Source organism: Nocardioides korecus (genome assembly GCF_054778395.1).
Window position 1 is genome coordinate 32,100 of the sequence record NZ_BAAGZO010000001.1, and the last position, 19,562, is coordinate 51,661.

18 protein-coding genes are annotated in these 19,562 nt (G+C 70.7%); 4 read left to right on the top strand and 14 right to left on the bottom strand.

The window, feature by feature from the left end:
- Genes dnaJ through dnaK form a run of 3 tightly spaced genes read right to left on the bottom strand, consistent with a single transcriptional unit; the run spans position 1 to position 3,748 of the window.
- A complete protein-coding gene (dnaJ, locus tag ACYVDA_RS00150; protein ID WP_460813493.1) occupies positions 1 to 1,149 on the bottom strand; it encodes a molecular chaperone DnaJ in 1,149 nt (382 codons plus the stop codon).
- A gap of 59 nt (positions 1,150 to 1,208) precedes the next feature.
- Positions 1,209 to 1,883, bottom strand: coding sequence for a nucleotide exchange factor GrpE (gene grpE / locus ACYVDA_RS00155; protein WP_460813495.1), 675 nt, complete (start codon positions 1,881 to 1,883; stop codon positions 1,209 to 1,211).
- Entirely contained in the window at positions 1,880 to 3,748 is a 1,869-nt protein-coding gene (dnaK, locus tag ACYVDA_RS00160) for a molecular chaperone DnaK (RefSeq protein WP_460813497.1), read from the bottom strand. The genes grpE and dnaK overlap by 4 nt, the downstream gene beginning before the upstream one ends.
- Positions 3,749 to 3,982: 234 nt before the next feature.
- Here dnaK and zwf point away from each other — a divergent pair, with 234 nt between their 5' ends.
- Both zwf and ACYVDA_RS00170 read left to right on the top strand, forming a co-directional pair.
- Positions 3,983 to 5,425: a glucose-6-phosphate dehydrogenase gene (zwf, locus tag ACYVDA_RS00165; protein WP_460813499.1), complete on the top strand. Its 1,443-nt coding sequence runs from the start codon at positions 3,983 to 3,985 to the stop codon at positions 5,423 to 5,425.
- Positions 5,426 to 5,480: 55 nt separating this feature from the next.
- The gene (locus tag ACYVDA_RS00170; protein ID WP_460813502.1) at positions 5,481 to 6,326 is read left to right on the top strand and encodes an aldo/keto reductase; all 846 of its coding nucleotides are present in this window, start codon (positions 5,481 to 5,483) and stop codon (positions 6,324 to 6,326) included.
- Between the two features lie 93 nt (positions 6,327 to 6,419).
- Here ACYVDA_RS00170 and ACYVDA_RS00175 read toward each other — a convergent pair whose 3' ends face one another.
- Positions 6,420 to 6,992: a hypothetical protein gene (locus ACYVDA_RS00175; RefSeq protein WP_460813504.1), complete on the bottom strand. Its 573-nt coding sequence runs from the start codon at positions 6,990 to 6,992 to the stop codon at positions 6,420 to 6,422.
- A 295-nt stretch (positions 6,993 to 7,287) separates the two neighbouring features.
- Between ACYVDA_RS00175 and ACYVDA_RS00180 the strand changes: the two genes are divergently transcribed.
- The gene (locus tag ACYVDA_RS00180; RefSeq protein WP_460813506.1) at positions 7,288 to 8,238 is read left to right on the top strand and encodes a type IV toxin-antitoxin system AbiEi family antitoxin domain-containing protein; all 951 of its coding nucleotides are present in this window, start codon (positions 7,288 to 7,290) and stop codon (positions 8,236 to 8,238) included.
- A 125-nt stretch (positions 8,239 to 8,363) separates the two neighbouring features.
- Here the strand turns inward: ACYVDA_RS00180 and ACYVDA_RS00185 are convergent, their stop codons facing one another.
- The 8 genes from ACYVDA_RS00185 to ACYVDA_RS00220 form a co-directional block, all read right to left on the bottom strand.
- Positions 8,364 to 9,428: an ABC transporter ATP-binding protein gene (locus ACYVDA_RS00185; RefSeq protein ID WP_460813508.1), complete on the bottom strand. Its 1,065-nt coding sequence runs from the start codon at positions 9,426 to 9,428 to the stop codon at positions 8,364 to 8,366.
- Entirely contained in the window at positions 9,425 to 10,489 is a 1,065-nt protein-coding gene (locus tag ACYVDA_RS00190) for an ABC transporter ATP-binding protein (protein ID WP_460813510.1), read from the bottom strand. The genes ACYVDA_RS00185 and ACYVDA_RS00190 overlap by 4 nt, the downstream gene beginning before the upstream one ends.
- The gene (locus tag ACYVDA_RS00195; RefSeq protein WP_460813512.1) at positions 10,486 to 11,499 is read right to left on the bottom strand and encodes an ABC transporter permease; all 1,014 of its coding nucleotides are present in this window, start codon (positions 11,497 to 11,499) and stop codon (positions 10,486 to 10,488) included. Before ACYVDA_RS00195 ends, ACYVDA_RS00190 begins: the two co-directional genes overlap by 4 nt.
- Before the next feature lie 108 nt (positions 11,500 to 11,607).
- Positions 11,608 to 13,362: an ABC transporter substrate-binding protein gene (locus tag ACYVDA_RS00200; protein ID WP_460813515.1), complete on the bottom strand. Its 1,755-nt coding sequence runs from the start codon at positions 13,360 to 13,362 to the stop codon at positions 11,608 to 11,610.
- Between the two features lie 63 nt (positions 13,363 to 13,425).
- Positions 13,426 to 14,406 carry an ABC transporter permease gene (locus ACYVDA_RS00205; RefSeq protein ID WP_460813519.1) on the bottom strand — a complete coding sequence of 327 codons (981 nt, stop codon included), beginning with the start codon at positions 14,404 to 14,406 and terminating at the stop codon, positions 13,426 to 13,428.
- Positions 14,407 to 14,552: 146 nt separating this feature from the next.
- The gene (locus ACYVDA_RS00210; protein ID WP_460813523.1) at positions 14,553 to 16,025 is read right to left on the bottom strand and encodes an aldehyde dehydrogenase family protein; all 1,473 of its coding nucleotides are present in this window, start codon (positions 16,023 to 16,025) and stop codon (positions 14,553 to 14,555) included.
- A 10-nt stretch (positions 16,026 to 16,035) separates the two neighbouring features.
- Positions 16,036 to 16,407 carry a histidine kinase dimerization/phospho-acceptor domain-containing protein gene (locus ACYVDA_RS00215; RefSeq protein ID WP_460813528.1) on the bottom strand — a complete coding sequence of 124 codons (372 nt, stop codon included), beginning with the start codon at positions 16,405 to 16,407 and terminating at the stop codon, positions 16,036 to 16,038.
- A complete protein-coding gene (locus ACYVDA_RS00220) occupies positions 16,404 to 16,829 on the bottom strand; it encodes a response regulator (RefSeq protein WP_460813533.1) in 426 nt (141 codons plus the stop codon). Before ACYVDA_RS00220 ends, ACYVDA_RS00215 begins: the two co-directional genes overlap by 4 nt.
- Positions 16,830 to 17,016: 187 nt before the next feature.
- On the opposite strand from ACYVDA_RS00220, the gene ACYVDA_RS00225 reads away from it, so the two are divergent.
- The gene (locus ACYVDA_RS00225; protein ID WP_460813537.1) at positions 17,017 to 17,691 is read left to right on the top strand and encodes a response regulator; all 675 of its coding nucleotides are present in this window, start codon (positions 17,017 to 17,019) and stop codon (positions 17,689 to 17,691) included.
- Positions 17,692 to 17,994: 303 nt separating this feature from the next.
- Here the strand turns inward: ACYVDA_RS00225 and ACYVDA_RS00230 are convergent, their stop codons facing one another.
- Both ACYVDA_RS00230 and ACYVDA_RS00235 read right to left on the bottom strand, forming a co-directional pair.
- Positions 17,995 to 18,135 carry an MFS transporter small subunit gene (locus ACYVDA_RS00230; RefSeq protein ID WP_460813541.1) on the bottom strand — a complete coding sequence of 47 codons (141 nt, stop codon included), beginning with the start codon at positions 18,133 to 18,135 and terminating at the stop codon, positions 17,995 to 17,997.
- A complete protein-coding gene (locus ACYVDA_RS00235; protein ID WP_460813546.1) occupies positions 18,132 to 19,541 on the bottom strand; it encodes an OFA family MFS transporter in 1,410 nt (469 codons plus the stop codon). Before ACYVDA_RS00235 ends, ACYVDA_RS00230 begins: the two co-directional genes overlap by 4 nt.
- Between the last annotated feature and the right edge of the window lie 21 nt (positions 19,542 to 19,562).

Sequence of the window (19,562 nt, forward strand, 5' to 3'; positions counted from 1 at the left end):
TCAGGCCCCGGCCGCGAAGAGAGCGGCGCGCGGGTCCTGCGACCCCCGCGCCTCGCGGTAGGACTCGACGGCGGCGCGCGAGGCCTCGTCGAGCTCGGCCGGCACCTGCACGACCACGGTGACCAGCAGGTCGCCCCGCGAGCCGTCCTTGCGGGTGGCGCCGCGACCGCGCACGCGCAGAACGCGACCGTTGGGGGTGCCGGCCGGGATCCGCAGGGTCACCGGGGACCCGCCGAGCGTCGGCACCCGGATCTCCGCCCCGAGGGTCGCCTCGTCGAAGGCCACGGGGGCCTCCAGGGTGAGGTGGTCGCCGTTGCGGCCGAAGAGGTGGTGCGTGCGCACGTGCACGGTGATCAGGAGGTCACCGGTGGGGCCGCCGTTCTCGCCGGCGGCGCCCTTGCCCTTGAGCCGGATCCGCTGGCCGTCCTTGACCCCGGCCGGGATCCGCGCGGACAGGGTGCGCCGCGACTGCCCGCGACCCGACCCGTGGCAGGTGGGGCAGGCGTCGTCGTACACCAGCTGTCGGCCGGCGCACTCGGGGCAGGTCTCGTTCATCGAGAAGCCACCGCCGACCGAGCCCACGACCACGCCGGCGCCCTCGCAGGTGGGGCAGACGTGCGGGCGGGTGCCGGGCTTGCCGCCGGTGCCCGAGCACGTCGGGCACGGGGCGTCCGAGCTCAGCCGCAGGCTGATGGTGGTGCCGCCCACGGCGTCCTCGAACGACAGGGTCGTCTCGGTCTCGAGGTCGGCACCCTTGGCGGGGCGGGGGGCCCGGGTGCGTCCGCCCCCGAAGCCGCCCCCGCCACCGCCGCGGTTGAACAGGTCGCCGAGCAGGTCCGAGACGTCGAACCCGCCCGCACCCTGCCCCTGGCCGCCGAAGCCGCCCCCGAAGCCACCGGGTCCGCCCGAGGCCTGGAGCGAGCGGATCTCGTCGTACTTGGCACGCTTGGTCGCGTCCCCGACCACGTCGTAGGCCTCGGCGACCGCCTTGAAGCGGTTCTCCGCGGCCTGGTCCCCCGGCTTGCTGTCGGGATGGTTCTCCCGCGCCAGCTTGCGGTAGGCCTTCTTGATGGCCGCCTGGTCGGCGTCCTTGGGCACACCGAGGACCTGGTAGAAGTCCTTGGTCGCCCAGTCGGCGTTGGTCGCCACGGGTCATCCCTCCTCTCGGGGTACGGCGGGTCGGACGTGGAGCGGGCCTGCGGCCCGTCCTACTGCTCGGGGTCGAGCACGGTCACCTTGGCGGCCCGCACGACCCGGTCGCCGATGCGGTAGCCCGCCTGCGCGACCACGTCGACCGTGGTGGTGGTGACCTCGCTGCTGTGGCCGTGCATGAGGGCCTCGTGCAGCGTGGGGTCGAACGGGTCGCCCGAGGCGGCGTACTTCGTGAGCCCGAGACCGCCGACCACGCGGTCCAGCGAGTCGGCGACGGCCTTGAAGCCGCCCTCCACCTCGCCGTGCTCGCGCGCCCGGTCGATGTCGTCGAGCACGGGCAGCAGGCTGCTGAGCACGCTGTAGGTGGCGTTCTCCCGGACCAGGTCGCGGTCGCGGTCCACGCGGCGCTTGTAGTTCAGGAACTCCGCCTGCAGCCGCTGGAGGTCCAGCGTGCGCTCGGCCAGCTCGGTCCGGGCCAGGGCCACCTCGTCGGCGGCCGCCTGCGCGGCCGCGTCGACGGGGTCGCCGCCCTCGGACGCCGCGTCCGGGACCGACGGGTCGGCGCCGGCAGCGCCGGCCTCGACCTCGCCGTCCTCGGTGGTGGCGCCGGCGGCGTCACCGAAGGAGCCCGACCCGGGGGCCCCGGGGGCACCCGCGTCGCGGGGCTCCCGGGGCTGGCCGGACTGCTCGGGCTGCTGCCCGTCGACCGGGCCGTCGTCGGGAGCCGTCACTTGGACTCGCCCTTCTCGGGCCCGTCCTCGTCCACGATCTCGGCGTCGACGACGTCGTCGTCACCCTCGGCGGCACCGGCGGTGCTCCCGTCGGTGGCGCCCTCGGCAGCGGACTCCTCGGCCGAGGCGGCGTACATCGCGGCGCCCATCTTCTGGCTCGACTCGCCGACCTTGCTGATGGCGGCGGTCAGGGCCGCGTTGTCGGCCTCGGGGTCCTCGAGGAGCTTCTTGAGCTCGTCGACGTCGCCCTGGACCTCGGTCTTGACGTCCTCGGGCAGCTTCTCGCCGTTCTCGGCCAGGAACTTCTCGGTCGAGTACACCAGCGAGTCGGCCTGGTTGCGGGTCTCGACGGACTCGCGACGCTTGGCGTCCTCCTCGGCGTACTGCTCGGCGTCCTGGACCATCCGGTTGATGTCGTCCTTCGACAGCGCGCTGCCGCCGGAGATCGTCATCGACTGCTCCTTGCCGGTGCCCTGGTCCTTGGCGGACACGTGCACGATGCCGTTGGCGTCGATGTCGAAGGTGACCTCGATCTTCGGGACGCCGCGGGGGGCCGGGGGCAGGCCGGTCAGCTCGAAGTTGCCGAGCGGCTGGTTCTGCGCCCACATCTGGCGCTCGCCCTGGGCGACCTTGATCTCGACCGAGGGCTGGTTGTCGTCGGCGGTGGTGAAGATCTCCGAGCGCTTGGTCGGGATCGTGGTGTTGCGCTCGATCAGGTTGGTCATCACGCCGCCCTTGGTCTCGATGCCCAGGCTCAGCGGGGTGACGTCGAGGAGCAGCACGTCCTTGACCTCGCCCTTGAGGACACCGGCCTGGAGCGCGGCGCCGATGGCCACGACCTCGTCGGGGTTGACGCCCTTGTTGGGCTCCTTGCCGCCGAGCAGGCTCTTGACGACGTCGGTGACGGCCGGCATCCGGGTGGAGCCGCCGACGAGCACGACGTGGTCGATCTTGGAGACGTCGACGCCGCCGTCCTTGAGGACCTGCTGGAAGGGCTTCTTGGTGCGCTCGAGCAGATCGGCGGTGAGCTTCTGGAACTCGCTGCGGGTCAGCTTCTCCTCGAAGTGGAGGGGGCCGGACTCGCCGTGGGTGATGTAGGGCAGGTGCACGGTGGTCTCGCTGGAGGAGGACAGCTCGATCTTCGCCTTCTCCGCGGCCTCCTGGAGGCGCTGGAGGGCGATCTTGTCCTTGCTCAGGTCGACACCGTTGCCGCCCTGGAACTTCTTCACCATCCAGTTCACGACCGCCTGGTCCCAGTCGTCACCACCGAGGTGGTTGTCACCGCTGGTGGCCTTGACCTCGACCACGCCCTCGCCGATCTCGAGCAGGGACACGTCGAAGGTGCCGCCGCCGAGGTCGAAGACGAGGATGGTCTGGTCGGCGTCGCCCTTGTCCAGCCCGTAGGCCAGCGCGGCCGCGGTGGGCTCGTTGACGATGCGGCTGACGTTGAGGCCCGCGATCTCACCGGCCTCCTTGGTGGCCTGGCGCTGCGCGTCGGAGAAGTACGCCGGGACGGTGATCACCGCGTCGGTGACCGTCTCGCCGAGGTAGGCCTCGGCGTCACGCTTCAGCTTCTGCAGCACGAACGCGCTGATCTGCTGGGGGGTGAAGTCCTTGTCGTCGATCTTCTGCTTCCAGTCGGTGCCCATGTGGCGCTTGACGGAGCGGATGGTGCGGTCGACGTTCGTGACGGCCTGGCGCTTGGCGACCTCGCCGACCAGGACCTCGCCGGACTTGGCGAACGCGACGACCGACGGGGTCGTGCGGGCGCCCTCGGCGTTGGCGATGACGGTGGGCTCGCCGCCCTCGAGGACGGAGACGACGGAGTTCGTCGTGCCCAGGTCGATACCGACTGCTCGTGCCATGCTGGTGCTACCTCCGTGAGTAGGGGTCGTGATGAGTTGAGGAGAGATGTGGGCCCGTCGTGACGGGCGGCGTCCAGGGTGCTGGCCGTGCCACCTGGCTGTCAAACAACTTGAGTCGATCTCGCTCAAGTCTGCACGGTGGGTCCAACCGGGTGACGTTCGGGGTTGTTCCCGTCGCGTGAACAAATGTGCGAGGAAGTTTCCAATCGGCCCCGGGCGCGGCAGGCTGGTCCCATGCCGACCCCCACGACCGTCGTCCTGTTCGGTGCCACCGGTGACCTGGCCCAGCGCAAGCTGCTCCCCGGTCTGCTGCACCTGTTCCAGTCCGGCCTGCTGACCGAGGTCCAGGTCGTCGGCACGTCGCTCGACGAGCACGACCGCGACTCCTTCGTCGCCTTCACCCAGAAGGCGATCGGGGAGTACGGCGGCGAGGGCCCCGACCCCCAGGGCTGGGCGGAGTTCTCCCGCCGGCTGCACTGGGCCCCCGGCAAGGGTGGCGCCGAGGCGCTGCGCGAGACGGTCGCCCAGGCGGAGGCGGAGTTCCCCGAGGGCGAGGAGCTGCGGCGCCTCCACTACCTGAGCGTGCCGCCGAAGGCCGCCCTGACCGTCGTGCACGAGCTCGAGGACGCCGGCCTGGTCGAGCGCAGCCGGATCATCATGGAGAAGCCGTTCGGCGTGGACCTGGAGTCCGCCCGGAAGCTCAACGCCGAGCTGCACCAGGTCTTCGACGAGGAGCAGATCTTCCGCATCGACCACTTCCTGGGCAAGGAGGCGGCCCAGAACATCCTGGCCTTCCGCTTCGCCAACGGCCTCTTCGAGCCGATCTGGCACCGCAACCACATCAGCCACGTGCAGATCGACGTGCCCGAGGAGCTCGGCCTGGCCCAGCGGGCCAACTTCTACGAGTCCACCGGTGCCTACCGCGACATGGTGGTGACCCACCTGTTCCAGGTCCTGGCCTTCACCGCCATGGAGCCCCCGACGGCGCTGGAGCCCCACGCGATCAGCGAGGAGAAGAACAAGGTCTTCCGCTCGATGTTGCCGATCGAGCCCCACGACGTCGTGCGCGGCCAGTACATCGGCTACCGCGACATCGACGGCGTGGCCCACGACTCCGAGACCGAGACCTTCATCGCCCTCAAGTGCTACGTCGACAACTGGCGCTGGGCCGGCGTCCCGTTCTACTTGCGCACCGGCAAGCGGATGGCCGAGGGGGCGCGGATCATCTCGATCGCCTTCCGCGAGCCCCCGCGCTCGATGTTCCCCGGCGGCTCGGGCGTCGGCGACAACGGCCCCGACCACCTGACCTTCGACCTGGCCGACCAGTCGAAGATGTCGCTGTCGTTCTACGGCAAGCGCCCGGGGCCGGGCATGAAGCTCGACAAGCTCTCGATGCAGTTCGCGATGCACGAGACCGGGTGGGCCGGCGCCGTGCTCGAGGCCTACGAGCGGCTGATCTACGACGCCGCCCGGGGAGACCGGACGCTGTTCACCTCCGCCGAGGGCATCGAGCGGCTCTGGGAGGTCTCGACGCCGCTGCTCGAGAACCCGCCCGTCGTACGCCCCTACCCGCAGGGCTCCTGGGGCCCCAACCGGATCCACCAGCTGATCGCCCCGCACCTGTGGCGGCTGCCGTTCGAGCGGTCCTGGCGCGACCCGAACAGCTTCTCGGCCTGACCCGGTCCGGAGAAGTCGGAGGAATACCTCCGGCCCGATCGGTGTACGAGAGGGTATGGCTACTGTTCCGAACCTGACCCTGAACGACGGACGCACCATCCCCCAGCTCGGCTTCGGGGTCTTCCAGGTGCCGCCGGAGGACACCGCGAAGATCACCGGCCAGGCCTTCGAGGCCGGCTACCGCCACATCGACACCGCGCAGATGTACGGCAACGAGAAGGGCGTCGGCGAGGCGATCAAGGCCTCCGGCATCGACCGCTCCGACCTGTTCATCACCAGCAAGCTCAACAACGGCTTCCACGAGCCCGAGGCCGCCCGCAAGGCCTTCGAGGACACCATCGCCGCCATCGGCGACTACGTGGACCTGTTCCTGATCCACTGGCCGCTGCCCACGAAGTACGACGGCGACTTCGTCTCCACCTGGAAGACCCTGATCGAGTTCCAGAAGGACGGGCGCGCCCGTTCCATCGGCGTCTCGAACTTCCAGCCCGCGCACCTCGAGCGCCTGGCACAGGAGACCGACGTGGTCCCCGCGGTCAACCAGATCGAGGTGCACCCGTTCTTCACCAACGAGGCCGCGCGCTCCGCGAGCCGCGACGCCGGCATCCTGGTCGAGGCGTGGTCGCCGATCGCCCAGGGCGGCGTCCTCAAGGACGAGACCATCTCGGGCATCGCCGACGAGCTCGGCAAGAGCACCGCCCAGGTGACCCTGCGCTGGCACGTGCAGCGCGGCGACATCATCTTCCCCAAGTCGTCCTCGGCCGAGCGGATGAAGGAGAACTTCGAGATCTTCGACTTCGAGCTCACCGACGCCCAGGTCCAGGCCATCAGCGGCCTCGACAAGGGCGAGGAGGGTCGCACCGGCCCCAACCCCGACGAGTTCGACTACATCCCCGACTGACCCTGGTCGGACCGCGACCGAGCACCGGCCGCACGACGAAGGACCGGGTCCGGCTCACGCCGGGCCCGGTCCTCGTTGCGTCGTGGAGCCAGGTCAGCCGATGGTGACCAGGACGACGTTGCTGCCCTTGCCGCTCGCGGGGTCGAAGACCCGGAAACGGTTCTCGCCGCTGCGCCCGGTCATGACGTACGTCGAGAACGTGCCGACCCGCACGGGCGCCTGCACCCCGAAGTTGGTCCAGGTGCCGTCGGAGAAGCGCTGGACCTCGAGGGTCACGTTGTCGTTGCCGGGGTAGTCACCCGTCAGGTTGATCCGCTCCATCGGCCGTGCCTGCACGGGACTGATGTTGAGCTGGATGTCGCCCGACCCCGGCGAGGGGGACCTGCTCGGGCCGGCGGACATCGTCGGGGCCGAGGAGTCGCTCGGGACCGGCAGCGCCGTCGAGGGCAGCGGCGTCGGCGCCTCGACCGGGTCGGACCCCGTCGACCCCGAGGACGTGTCCGTCGCCCCCAGACCGAGCCCGCGCACCATCAGGATCGTGCCGACGGCGATCACCGCGGCGATCGCCAGCACCAGCGCGATGCCCTTGGTGACCGCGCTCGTGACCTGCTCGTCGTCCCTCTCGTCGCCCTCGTCGTCCCTGTGGTCGTCGTGGTGCTGCGCCACCCCGGCCTCCCGGTCCTCTCGTCGTCTGGGTCTCCCCGAGCCTAGCCAGCCCCAGGGGTCGAGGTCTCCGGGTGGGGGTTCGTTGGTGGACCGTCTGTTCCCCGGCTAGCCGGGGATCAGTCGCCTGATCGGGTGAACGTTGAGCCGACATGCCATCGCATTGCCCGACCGGCAGTCGTCGTACGGCGCCGATCGTGCGGCCGCAGTCGTCCACAGGGGGCTCGCCGAGGCCGGGTTTCCACAGGCACGCGGCTCCGGGGTACGACGTCACGTGCCGCCGAACCACTCTTTCCCCATGGACCCGCGTCTGCAGCACCTCTGCGATCGACATGGCCTCTTCCTCCGCAAGGACTTCCTCGGCGCAGGGGGCACGCCCGACGCCCTGACCCGTCTCGTGCGACACGGGGTCGTCCAGCGGGTCCGGCACGGCGCCTACGTCGGGAGCGAGCAGTGGCGAGAGCTCGACGAACCCGGCCGTCTCGTCCTGGCCGGACGCGCAGCTCTGCGGACCGCACGCTGCGACGCCGCGCTCTCGCACACGAGTGCCCTCGCGCTGCTAGGCGCGCCTCTCTGGAACCTCCCGGTCGGGACGGTGCACCTGACGCGGACCGACGGGCGGCGAGGACGACGTGAGGCAGGCGTGGCGCAGCACGGCGGGGCGCTCCTTCCTGAGGAGATCTTCCAGATCGACACGACGCCGGTGACCTCACCCACCCGGACCGCGATCGACATCACGGCTTCGACGGACCTGGAGCACTCGGTGGTCGTGCTCGACTGGTTCCTCCACCTGGGGATGACGACCAAGCAGCAGCTGCGGGTCTGCGCGGACGCCCGCCTGTTCTGCCCCGGCACCCTCGCGACCGACCTCGCCATCACCCTGGCCGACGCTCGGGCCGAGTCCGTGGGCGAGTCGCGCTGCCGCTGCCTGTTCTGGAACCACGGCATCCCGATGCCCGAGTCGCAGGTAGAGGTCCGCTCCCCGGCCGGAACCCTCGTGGGCCGAGTCGACTTCGCGTGGCCGGACCTCGGCGTGTTCCTCGAGTTCGACGGCAAGGTCAAGTACGTCGAGCACCTCCGACCCGGGCAGACCGTCGTGGACGCGGTCCTCGCCGAGAAGCGTCGGGAGGAGCAGATCTGCCGCACCACCGGATGGAGGTGCATCCGGCTGACCTGGGCCGATCTCGAGTCACCCGAGCGCACCGCGGCGTACGTCCGGGGCGTGCTCTCCGGCGGCGCGGTGCACTGAGGCACGGCATCGCCGTCATCGGCTGGACCTCGTCGGCCAATGCGTCGGGTTGTCGGCCGAACGTTCGGCCGACCAGGCGACTGATCCCCGGCTAGCCGGGGATCAGTCGGTCGCCGGGAATCCCCTCAGCCACCCTCGGGGAAGTGGCAGGCGACCTGGTGGGAGGAGGTGGGGCCCGTGGAGATCTGGAGGAGGGGGGGCTCCTGGGTCTTGCAGATGTCCTGGGCCTTCCAGCAGCGGGTGTGGAAGCGGCAGGCCGGGGGCGGGTTGATCGGGCTGGGGACGTCGCCCTGGAGGCGGATCCGCTCGCGGTTGTGGCGCCGCTTGGTGTCGGGCACGGGGACGGCGGAGAGCATCGCGACGGTGTAGGGGTGGCGGGGGCGGTCGTAGAGGTCGTCGCGGTCGCCGATCTCCACGATCTTGCCGAGGTACATCACCGCCACCCGGTCCGACACGTGGCGTACGACGGACAGGTCGTGCGCGATCATCACGTAGGTCAGGTCGAGCTCGACCTGGAGGTCCTCGAGCAGGTTGACCACCTGGGCCTGGATCGAGACGTCCAGGGCGGAGACCGGCTCGTCGGCGACGATCAGCTTGGGCTTGAGGGCCAGCGTGCGGGCGATCCCGATGCGCTGGCGCTGGCCGCCGGAGAACTCGTGCGGGTAGCGGTTGTAGTGCTCCGGGCTGAGGCCGACCGTCGAGAGCAGCTCCTGCACGGCCTGCTTGCGGCCCCCCTCGGGCTCGACGCCCTGCAGCTTGAACGGCGCCCCGACGATCTTGCCGACCGTGTGCCGCGGGTTCAGCGAGGAGTAGGGGTCCTGGAAGATCATCTGCACGTCGCGACGCAGGGGGCGCATCTTGCCGTCGGAGAGGTGGGTGACGTCCTTGCCCTCGAAGACGACCGTGCCCGAGGTCGGCTCGAGCAGCCGGGTGATCAGGCGGGCGGTGGTGCTCTTGCCGCAGCCGGACTCCCCCACGATCGAGAACGTCTCGCCGCGGCGCACGGAGAAGTCCACCCCGTCGACGGCCTGCACGGCCGAGGACGAGCGCTGGAGGAAGCCGCCCTTGATCGGGAAGTGCTTGACCAGGCCGGAGACCTCCAGGAGGTTCTCCCGCCCGGACAGGTCGCGGCGGCGCTGGCCCGTGGGCGCGTCCGCGGACGGGGTCGGGTCGACGGGGGAGGTGGTCATGCGAGCCTCGGCGAGATCTCCTGCGCCCAGATCTGCTGGCGCTCGGTGGTCGGGATGTGGCAGGCGACCAGGTGGTGGTCCCCCGCCTCGAGCAGGTCGGGACGGTCCACCAGGCAGGCCGAGCCGACCCGCTCCTGGTGGTCGCAGCGCGGGTTGAACGCACAACCCTTCGGCACCCGGATCAGGCTGGGCGGGGTGCCCTTGATCGGCAGCAGCCGGTCGGTGGGGGCCTTGTCGAAGCGCGGCATCGAGCCCAGCAGACCCCAGGTGTAGGGGTGCTCGGGAGCGTTGAAGAGCTGCTCGGCGGTGCCGTGCTCGATGGCGCGACCGGCGTACATCACCAGGATGTCGTCGGCCAGCTCGGCCACCACCCCGAGGTCGTGGGTGATGATCACGACGGCGGAGTTGAACTCCTGCTGGAGGTCGCGGATCAGGTCCAGGATCTGGGCCTGCACCGTGACGTCGAGCGCGGTGGTCGGCTCGTCGGCGATCAGCAGGTCGGGGTCGCAGGACAGCGACATCGCGATCATCGCGCGCTGCCGCATGCCACCGGAGAACTGGTGGGGGTAGGCGTCCACGCGCTGGCCCGGCTCGGGGATCCCGACCCGGTCGAGCATGTCGATCGCGTGCTTGCGGGCCACCTTCTTGGAGACGTCGTTGTGGATCCGGTAGGCCTCGATGATCTGGTTCCCGATCGTGTAGAACGGGTGCATCGAGGACAGCGGGTCCTGGAAGATCATCGCCATCTTCTTGCCGCGCAGCGCCCGGATGTCGTCCGGGCGGGCGCCGACGAGCTCCTGGCCGTCGATCTTGATGGAGCCGGAGATGTGGGCGTTCTTGGCGGTGTGCAGGCCCATCAGGGCCATGCTGCTCACCGACTTGCCCGAGCCGGACTCCCCCACGATGCCGAGCGTCTGGCCGCGCTCGAGGGAGTAGGACAGCCCGTCCACGGACTTCACCAGGCCGTCGTCGGTCGCGAAGTGGACCGCGAGGTCGGTGACCTCCAGGAAGGGGGTGCCGGTCGCCCGGCCGCTGCCGGGTCGTTCCTGCGTGGTGGTCACTTCGCACGCACCCTCGGGTCGATGACGGCGTAGAGCAGGTCGACGACCAGGTTGGAGACCGCGACGAACACCGCGATCAGCAGGACCACGCCGAGGACCTGCGGGAGGTCGTTGTTGGTGGTCCCGTCGATGGCCAGCTGGCCCAGGCCGGGCAGGCCGAAGACCTTCTCGGTGAGCACCGCGCTGCCGATCAGGAGCCCGAAGTCCAGGCCGAAGATGGTCACGATGGGGGTCAGGGCGGCGCGCAGGCCGTGCTTGATGACGACCGTGCGCTCGGGGAGGCCCTTGGCCCGCGCCGTGCGGATGTAGTCCTCGCTCATGGTCTCGAGCATGCCGGCGCGGGTGAGCCGGGCGTACTGCGCGGAGAAGAGCAGCGCCAGCGAGATCCATGGCAGCAGCAGGGCCCAGGCCCACTGGAGCGGGTTCTGCGTGAACGGCGTGTACGACGCCCCCGGCGGCGTCCAGCCGAGCTGGTAGCTGAAGATCGTCAGGGCGATCAGGCCGGTCCAGAAGATCGGCATCGAGACGCCGGCGAGCGCCACGGTCATGGCCGCGCGGTCGAAGAAGGAGCCGCGCCGCAGCGCGGAGAGCACCCCGATGGCCACGCCGGCGACGAGCCAGATCACGGCCGCGCCGATGGCCAGCGAGAACGACACCGGGAGCCGGTGCAGGATCTCGGGCAGCACCGGGTCGCGGTTGCGGAAGGAGTAGCCCAGGCACGGGGCCGGGCAGTACTCCTTGGAGGAGCCCAGGTCGACCGTCGTGCCGCCCACGACGCCCTTGACCCAGTGCCAGTACTGCAGCGGGAGCGGGTCGTAGAAGCCGAGCCGCTGCGCGGTCTGCTGGACGGTGCCCTCGGTCGCCGCGCGACCGACGTAGCGGGTCGCGAGGGTCTCGGGGCTGGCCCCGGCCAGGCGGGGCAGGAGGTAGAAGATCGCGAAGGTGATCATGCTGATCACGATCACGAGCCCGACCGCGGCGAGCAGGCGCCGGATGATGTAGGAGATCAAGGCTGTGGCCGGGCGATCAGCTCCGCCGGGAGGTGGTGGACCTCCCGGCGGAGCCGGTCACCGTCGCCGTCACTTCCTTCGAGGTGAGGGTGCGGAGTGGAGCAGGTGCTACTGCTTGACGCCCATCGCGGTGTAGTCGTAGTAGCCGAAGGCCTCGTTGACGAACACGTTGGTGGCGTTCTTGGAGCGCAGGAGGACCGCCTTGGCGTAGACGCCCGGGTAGATCACGGCCTGCTTCATGACGGCCTTGTCGACGTCACCCCACTCCTTGTTCCGGGTGGTGGTGTCCTGCTCCACGATCGCCTTGTCGATCATCGTGTTCACCTCGGGGATGTTGACCGAGATGTTCGAGGAGCCACCGGTCGCACGGATCACGCGGCCGTCGGTGATCTGCTGCAGGAAGCCGTAGCCGTCGGGCCAGTCGGCACCCCAGCCGTTGACGCACAGGCCGACGTTGTTCTTCACGTTGTACGACGGCAGGCCGCAGGTGGAGGAGAAGTAGTCACCCTCGGGCAGCGGCTTGGGGGTGATCTTCACGCCGACCTTGCTCATCGCCTGCTGGAAGGCCTCGGCCGTGGCCTTCTCCTTCGGACGCTCGGCGCGGTAGCCGATCTTGGTGTCGATCGACTGGCCACAGCTCTTCAGGGCCGCCTTGGCCTTGGTGACGTCGCCGTTGAGGTTCTTCTTCTGGCCCCAGTAGTCGAAGTCGGAGTAGCCCGGGATTTGCGGGGGCAGCAGGGTCGAGGCGATCTCGCCGCCGGCGTACTTCCCGCCGTAGGCGTTCTGGTAGAGCGTCGGGCTCATGCCGTACATGACGGCCTTGCGGCAGTCGATGTTGTCGAACGGCTTCACCTTGGGGTTGATCGAGGTGTACCAGAGGCGCGCGTTGACCGGGTTGTCCGCGCGGCCGCGGAGGGTGGCGTCCTGGAGCACCTTCGGCAGCGCGGCGGGCTGCACACCCGTGCCGGCGATGTCGACGTCGAGCGTGCCCGCGATGATCTGGTTGTCGACGTCGTCGGGGTCCATGTTGAGCTTGACGGTCATCTTGTCCGGGAGCGCCTTGCGGTTCGGGTCCGTCGAGGCGTCCCAGTTCGGGTTGCGCTTGAGGGTGAACCCGTTCGTCGGGTCGTAGTTCCCGTCGAACATGTAGGGGCCCGAGGAGATGACGTGGTTCTTGTACTTCACGCCGGTGTCCTTGGCCTGCGGCACGGGGGCCGTCTGCGGGAGCTGGGCGAGGTAGTCGAACCCGGCGAAGGGCTGCTTGAGGTGGAAGACGACCGTCTTGGCGTCCGGGGTCTCGATCGCCGAGTCGGTGTTCATGCCCTTGGAGCGGTAGGGGCCGTCGTAGCCCTTGGGCAGGTTCAGCATCGAGTCGAAGTACGCCGGCCCGTTGGGGAAGGTCTTCTTGTCGGTCGAGCGCAGCACGGCGTACTTCACGTCCGCGGCGGTGATCGTCTTGCCGTCCTCGTACTTGATGCCGTCACGCAGGGTGTAGGTCCACGTCTTGCCCCCGTCGCTGGACTTGCCCAGGCTGGTGGCCAGGTCGGGGGTCAGCTGGAGGCCCGCCTTGCCGGGGACGGTCTTGAACATCACCAGGGTGCGCGCGTAGTTGCGCAGCATGTCCCAGGAGTATCCGTAGTAGGTCTCGCCCGGGTCGACGGTGTCGCCCCACTCGCCGGCGAGGCCGAACTTGAGCGTCCCGCCCTTCTGGCTGGAGGCGTCGGAGATCTTCCCCAGAGCCGCGTTGGACAGCTTCGGGGCACTGCCCTGGCCGCTGCTTCCCCCGCTGGATCCGCAGGCGCTGAGCCCGAGCACGGCCGCGGTGAGCACCGCCACCGCCGCCCTCTTACGCATGGTGCGCATCTGTGTTCCTTCCTGGTGATCCGGCCCCGGCGTGCGCCGGGTCGCGGAGTGGAGCGCCGGTGGTCACCGGCCCTTGGGGTCGAACGCGTCGCGCAGCCCGTCCCCGAAGAGGTTGAAGGCCAGCACCGTCACGAAGATCGCGAGGCCGGGCCAGAACATGAAGTGCGGCGTCGTGTAGTTCTTCACCGCGTCGGCGAGCATGCCGCCCCACGTCGGGGTGGGCGGCGGGACGCCGACGCCCAGGAACGACAGCGCCGCCTCGAAGAGGATGTTGGTCGGGATGATCAGCGTCGAGTAGACGAGGATCGGCGCCAGCAGGTTGGGCAGCAGCTCGGTGAACAGGATGTAGGGCTTGCGGGCGCCCAGGCTGCGGGCGGCCTCGACGTACTCCCGCTCGCGCAGGGACATCGTCTGGCCACGCACGATCCGGCCGATGTAGGGCCAGTTGAAGAACCCGATCACGAAGACCAGCAGCGACAGCTTGAGCGTCAGCCCGGACAGCCCGAACGCCTGGTCGGGGAAGACGCCGGAGAGCGCGATCGCGAAGACCAGGAGCGGGAACGCGAGGAACATGTCCATCAGCCGGCTCAGGACGGCGTCGACCCAGCCGCCGAAGAACCCGGCCACGATGCCGACGACCGTGCCGATGGCGACGGAGACGACGGTGGCCAGGATCGCGATCAGCAGCGAGATGCGGGCGCCGTAGAGCACCCGGCTGAAGATGTCGCGGCCGCTCGTGGTCTCCAGCCCCATCGGGTGCGCCCAGCTCATCCCGCCGAAGGTGCCGTAGGGGATGCCGCCGAGGGAGGGGTCGAGCAGCTCGTTGTGGTACTCCGACGGCGAGCCGCCGGTGATCCTGGTCAGCAGGGGGGCCACCAGCGCGATCACGATCAGCAGCACGATGAACACCCCGCCGGCCAGCGCGACCTTGTCGCGGCGCAGGCGACCCCAGGCGATCTGGGTCAGGGAGCGCCCCTCGATGCGGTCCTCGCCCGCGAGGACCACCTCGGGGTCGGCCGCGACCGACGAGCTCGGGTCCTCCAACGTGCTCAGGACAGCCTCCGGGAGTGATCTGGCCCACGCGGGGTCGCGCGGTGGACCAAACCCTCGGGCTTGGGGATCGGAGGGTCAAGGACGCCGACCCGACGTTGCCGAATCGTGACCGCCCCGGGCGGGGGCGGGGCGAGCCCCTAGAAGGGGTACGTCGGCGGCTCCGAGCGCGCGGTGATCCACCGGGTCTCGGTGAAGGCCTCGATGTTGGCGACCGGGCCGCCGAAGCGCGACCCGGTGCCGGAGGCCGCCACGCCACCGAACGGGGCGTTGGCCTCGTCGTTCACGGTCTGGTCGTTGACGTGCACGATGCCGGTCGGGATCTGCTCGGCCAGGGCCAGCCCGCGCATGACGTCGCGGGTCACGATGCCCAGGGAGAGGCCGTACTCACCGGCCGTGGCCAGGCGCACGGCCTCCTCGGCGTCGCGGAACCGGGTCACCGGGGCGACCGGCCCGAAGATCTCCTCGCGGAAGGCCGCGTGGTCGGGGGTGACGTCGGCGAGCACGGTGGGCCGGTAGAAGAGGTCCTCGTACGTCGCCCCGGCCGCGGCACGCGCGCCGGCACCGGTCGTGGCGGTGACCAGGCCGTGGATCTTGTCGCGCTGCCCGGCGTCGATCACCGGGCCGAGCGCGACCTGGCCCGAGGCGGGGTCGCCGACGGGCAGCTGGTCGGCCTTGGCCGCCAGCGCCTCGACGAAGGCGTCGTGCAGGCTCTCGTGGACCAGGTGGCGTCCGGTGGTCATGCAGATCTGGCCCTGGTGGAAGAACGAGCCCCACGCGGCCAGGTTGACGGCCTTCTCGACGTCGGCGTCCTCCAGCACGATCATCGCGGAGTTGCCGCCGAGCTCGAGGTGGGCCCGCTTGAGGTGCCGTCCGGCGGCCTCGCCGACCGCGCGGCCGGCCTGGGTGGAGCCGGTGAAGGAGATCACCCGCACGTGCGGGTCGGCCACCAGGGCCTGGCCGACGTCGGCCCCGCCCGGGAGCAGCTGGAGCACGCCGGGGGGCAGCCCGGCCTCCTCGAAGACACGCACGATGCCGACGCCGCCGGTCACGACCGTGCGGGGGTCGGGCTTGAGCAGCACCGCGTTGCCCAGGGCCAGGGCGGGGGCGACCGAGCGGATGCTCAGGATCAGCGGCACGTTGAACGGCGAGATCACCGCGACCACGCCCGCCGGGACCCGGGTGGCCATCGAGAGGCGCGGCTGCTCGCTGGGGATGACCTCGCCGCGGGCGTGGCCGGGCAGCCCCGAGGAGGTCCAGCACTCCTCGGAGGCGACGTGCAGCGCGAAGCCGGCCATCCCCGGGACGGCACCGACCTCGCGGACGTTCCAGTCCGAGAGCTCCTCGGCGTGCTGGGCGAACAGGTCGCCGGCCCGGCGCAGGACCGCCGCCCGCTGGGTGTGCGGCAGGGCGGCCCACTCGCGCTGCGCCGCGGCGGCCGAGGCGGCGGCCCGCGCGACGTCGCTCGCGTCGGCGCGTCCGGTGCTGCCCAGGACCCGCCCGGTGGCGGGCTCGACCACGTCACCGGTGCCGCCGGAGCCGGGGCCCCACGTGCCGTCGACGAAGATGTGACCGGTCCAGTCGGCCCCGCCCAGGAGGCTGTCGCTGCTCATGCCCGGCAGCCTAGGCCGGGATGCGAACTCCCCGGGCCGATCGCCCCGATCGAGCGGGTTCGTGCTCGCCGTCGACGCCGGCCAGTCGGCGTACGGCGTCCGCGACGTCGTCGGTGCACCCGCAGGTCCCGATGGCCCGCGTGGCCACGGCCAGCAGGTCCTCGACCAGCTCCTGCACCCGCTCGACGCCGCGCTCGACCGCGACGACCATCCGCTGCTGCTCCGAGGTCAGCTCCCCCGCGTCACCGCAGCTGAGGAGCTCGGTGTAGCCGACCATCATCGTCAACGGGGTGCGGAGCTCGTGGCCGACGAGGGCGGCCAGGTGCTCGCGGTCGATCGGCGGGCCACCGGCGTGCCCGGCCTGCCCCGCCTGAGGCGTCACCGGTCCGACCCGCTCAGCTGGCGCATGGCCTCCGCGGCCCCGGGGACCGCCAGGACGACGTCGCCGCGGGCGCAGCGCGCCAGCAGGTCCGGCAGGTCGTGACCCACCCGGCCCTTGACCAGGTAGCCGAGGGCACCGGCGCGCAGCATCGCCAGCACGTGCGTGGCCCCGGTCTGGGCCGACAGGGCCACCACCACGGGACCCCGGCCGGTCCGGGTCAGCGCGCGGGCGGCCGCCGCACCGCCCCGGGGCATCTGCACGTCGAGCAGCACCACGTCGGGATCGGCCCGGGCCACGAGGTCGACCAGGTCCTCGCCCGTGGCGGCGGTGCCGACCACGTCGAACCGCGGGTCGGCCTCGAGCACGTCGACCAGGGCCTCGGTGAACCCCGGGTCGTCATCGGCCACGGCGACGCTGATCACGCGTTCACCCACCGCCTTCGCTCCGACTCGTTCCTCCAGGACATGCACCCCACCAGCGTGCGGGAGGAGCGGGCTCGGTGACGAGCCGCGCGAGCACTACCGGGTCTAGTACGTTGGGGCCACGCGTCGCGCCTCACCCCGGTGAACCCCGGTCCGGCCCCGTCGCCACCGCAGACGAGGGAGTGCCATGGCCGAGCCCGCAGACCTCGAGGACTCGACCGCGCGCGTCACCCGGGTGCTGGTGGTCGACGACCACGACGTGCTCGCCTCCAGCCTCGCCCTGGTCCTCGACGCGGAGCCCGACCTGGTCAGCGCCGGCGTCGCCGGCTCGCTGCGCCAGGCACGCGAGCTGATCCGCACCTCGGCGCCGGACGTGCTGCTGCTCGACCACCGCCTGCCCGACGGCGACGGGGTGGGCGCGATCGGGGAGCTGCAGGCGCTGCGACCCTCGATGCGCGTGGTCGTCCTGACCGCCAGCGCGGCCGACCACGTGCTGATCGCGGCGATCGAGGCCGGGGCCTCGGGCTTCGTGTCCAAGACCCGCGGCATCGAGGAGGTCACCGCGGCCGTGCGCGCGGCCAGCTCCGGCGAGGCCGTGATCTCCCCCGAGATGCTCAGCCGCCTCCTCCCCCGCCTGGGCCGCACCCCGGCGGTGGCCCACCAGGAGCTGACCGAGCGGGAGCGGGAGGTCCTCGGCCTGGTCGCCGACGGGATGACCAACGCCGCGATCGCCGAGCAGCTGTTCGTCAGCGTGCACACCGTGCGCAACCACGTCGCGAACCTGTCGGCGAAGCTCGGCGCCCACTCCAAGCTGGAGGCGCTGTCCATCGCGGTGCGCGAGGGGCTGCTGCCCGACGTGTGAGGCCCGGGTCGCCCGGATCGACGGCCGGGTCGCCGCGACGTAGCGCATCGGCACCACCCCAGGTTGGTCCTCTCGCCTCAGGTGCGGGCACCGTGGCCGAGCGAGACTTGCCGCGGACGCCGACGCGACCCCCGTGGCAGCGCGGCGTCCGACGCCGGTCCGGCGGGAGGTCGCACACCCCCGACCGCGATCTCCCGCCGGATCCGGTCCCCCGCTCGAGAAGTGGGTGGGGCAGGGATGACGAGAGCCGCCCCGGCGCCGTACGGCGTCAGGGCGGCTCTCGTGGTCCGCGGTCGGTGCGGGTCAGCCCCCGAGGAGCTGCGCCGCCTTGACCAGGGTCTGCCACAGGCCGTAGGCGAGCGGGACCAGCACGATCAGCCAGGCCAGGGCGATCAGGAGGGCCGGGCTGGTGCTCGTCGTGGTGTCGTTGCTGTGCTGGCTCATCGGGTGCCTCCGGCGACGGTCGTCTCGGTCGGGTGGGTGCTGCGGCGCGACTGGGCGTCGACCGCCTCGCGGTCGAAGTGCTTCTCCTCGACCGGCTTGATCAGCAGGTTGGCCACGAAGCCCACCGCGAGCACGACCACCATGGTGATCAGCGCCGGGTGGTAGCTCGAGGCCTGGAGCTTGCCGGGCGTGCCGGCCGCGTCGAGCCAGCCGTTGACGATGAACGGACCGACCACGCCGGCCGCGCTCCAGGCGGTCAGCAGGCGACCGTGGATGGCGCCGACCTCGAGGGTGCCGAACAGGTCCTTGAGGTACGCCGGCACCGTGGCGAAGCCGCCGCCGTAGAAGCTGATGATCACGAAGGCCAGCACGACGAAGACCGCCGTGGAGGTCTGCCCGACCGTGGCCAGCAGGACGTAGAAGACCAGGCCGACGCCGAGGTACATCATGTAGGTCCGCTTGCGGCCCACCTTGTCCGACAGGCTCGACCAGGCGAAGCGACCGCCCATGTTGGCCAGGCTGAGCAGCCCGACGAAGCCCGCGGCCTCGGCCGGCGAGACCGACGACGCGGCACCGGAGCGGAAGAAGTCCTGGATCATCGGGGCGGCCTGCTCGAGGATGCCGATGCCGGCGGTGACGTTGCAGAACAGCACGACCCACAGGAACGCGAACTGCGGCGTGCGGATGGCCTGCTTGGCGCGGACCAGGGCGCCGTTGGTCCCCGGGTTGTACGTCGCCTCCTCGCCCTCGGCGTAGTCGTGGGGCAGGCGGATCAGCGTGGCGCCGATCAGCATGAAGACCAGGTAGACGATGCCCAGCACGAGGAACGTGGTGCTCAGCGCGTGACCGTCGGCGACCGAGGTCTTGTCCGTCGGGTTGAACCCGGAGTCGAAGACGCCCAGCAGCTTGGTCGAGAGCGGCGAGGCGATCAGCGCACCGCCGCCGAAGCCCATGATGGCCAGGCCGGTGGCCAGGCCCGGACGGTCCGGGAACCACTTGATCAGGGTCGAGACCGGCGAGATGTAGCCGATGCCCAGACCGATGCCGCCCAGCACGCCGTACCCGAGGTAGAGCAGGGGCAGGCTGGAGATCGCGATGCCGGCCGAGCCGATCATGAAGCCGATGCCCCAGCAGAGGGCGGCGACGACCATGGCCTTGCGGGGGCCGTTGCGCTCCACCCACGTGCCCAGGATCGCGGCGGAGAGCCCGAGCATCACGATCGCGATGGAGAAGACCCACGAGACGGCCGTCTGCGAGGAGCCGAAGTGGTCGACCAGCGAGGTCTTGAAGACCGAGAACGCGTAGATCTGGCCGATGGAGAGGTGGACGCACAGCGCCGCCGGCGGGATCAGCCAGCGGCTGTACCCCGGTTTGGCGATGATGGCGCTCTTGTCGAGCACGGACATGGAAATCCTCCTGGTGAGCCC

What these genes read in the sequence shown, in the direction of transcription:
- ACYVDA_RS00235 (WP_460813546.1), bottom strand. Translation starts at nt 19,541, where the DNA reads ATGTCCGTGCTCGACAAGAGCGCCATCATCGCCAAACCGGGGTACAGC.
- ACYVDA_RS00200 (WP_460813515.1), bottom strand. Translation starts at nt 13,362, where the DNA reads ATGCGCACCATGCGTAAGAGGGCGGCGGTGGCGGTGCTCACCGCGGCC.
- ACYVDA_RS00170 (WP_460813502.1), top strand. Translation starts at nt 5,481, where the DNA reads ATGGCTACTGTTCCGAACCTGACCCTGAACGACGGACGCACCATCCCC.
- dnaK (WP_460813497.1), bottom strand. Translation starts at nt 3,748, where the DNA reads ATGGCACGAGCAGTCGGTATCGACCTGGGCACGACGAACTCCGTCGTC.
- ACYVDA_RS00180 (WP_460813506.1), top strand. Translation starts at nt 7,288, where the DNA reads ATGGACCCGCGTCTGCAGCACCTCTGCGATCGACATGGCCTCTTCCTC.
- ACYVDA_RS00185 (WP_460813508.1), bottom strand. Translation starts at nt 9,428, where the DNA reads ATGACCACCTCCCCCGTCGACCCGACCCCGTCCGCGGACGCGCCCACG.
- zwf (WP_460813499.1), top strand. Translation starts at nt 3,983, where the DNA reads ATGCCGACCCCCACGACCGTCGTCCTGTTCGGTGCCACCGGTGACCTG.
- ACYVDA_RS00210 (WP_460813523.1), bottom strand. Translation starts at nt 16,025, where the DNA reads ATGAGCAGCGACAGCCTCCTGGGCGGGGCCGACTGGACCGGTCACATC.
- ACYVDA_RS00225 (WP_460813537.1), top strand. Translation starts at nt 17,017, where the DNA reads ATGGCCGAGCCCGCAGACCTCGAGGACTCGACCGCGCGCGTCACCCGG.
- ACYVDA_RS00230 (WP_460813541.1), bottom strand. Translation starts at nt 18,135, where the DNA reads ATGAGCCAGCACAGCAACGACACCACGACGAGCACCAGCCCGGCCCTC.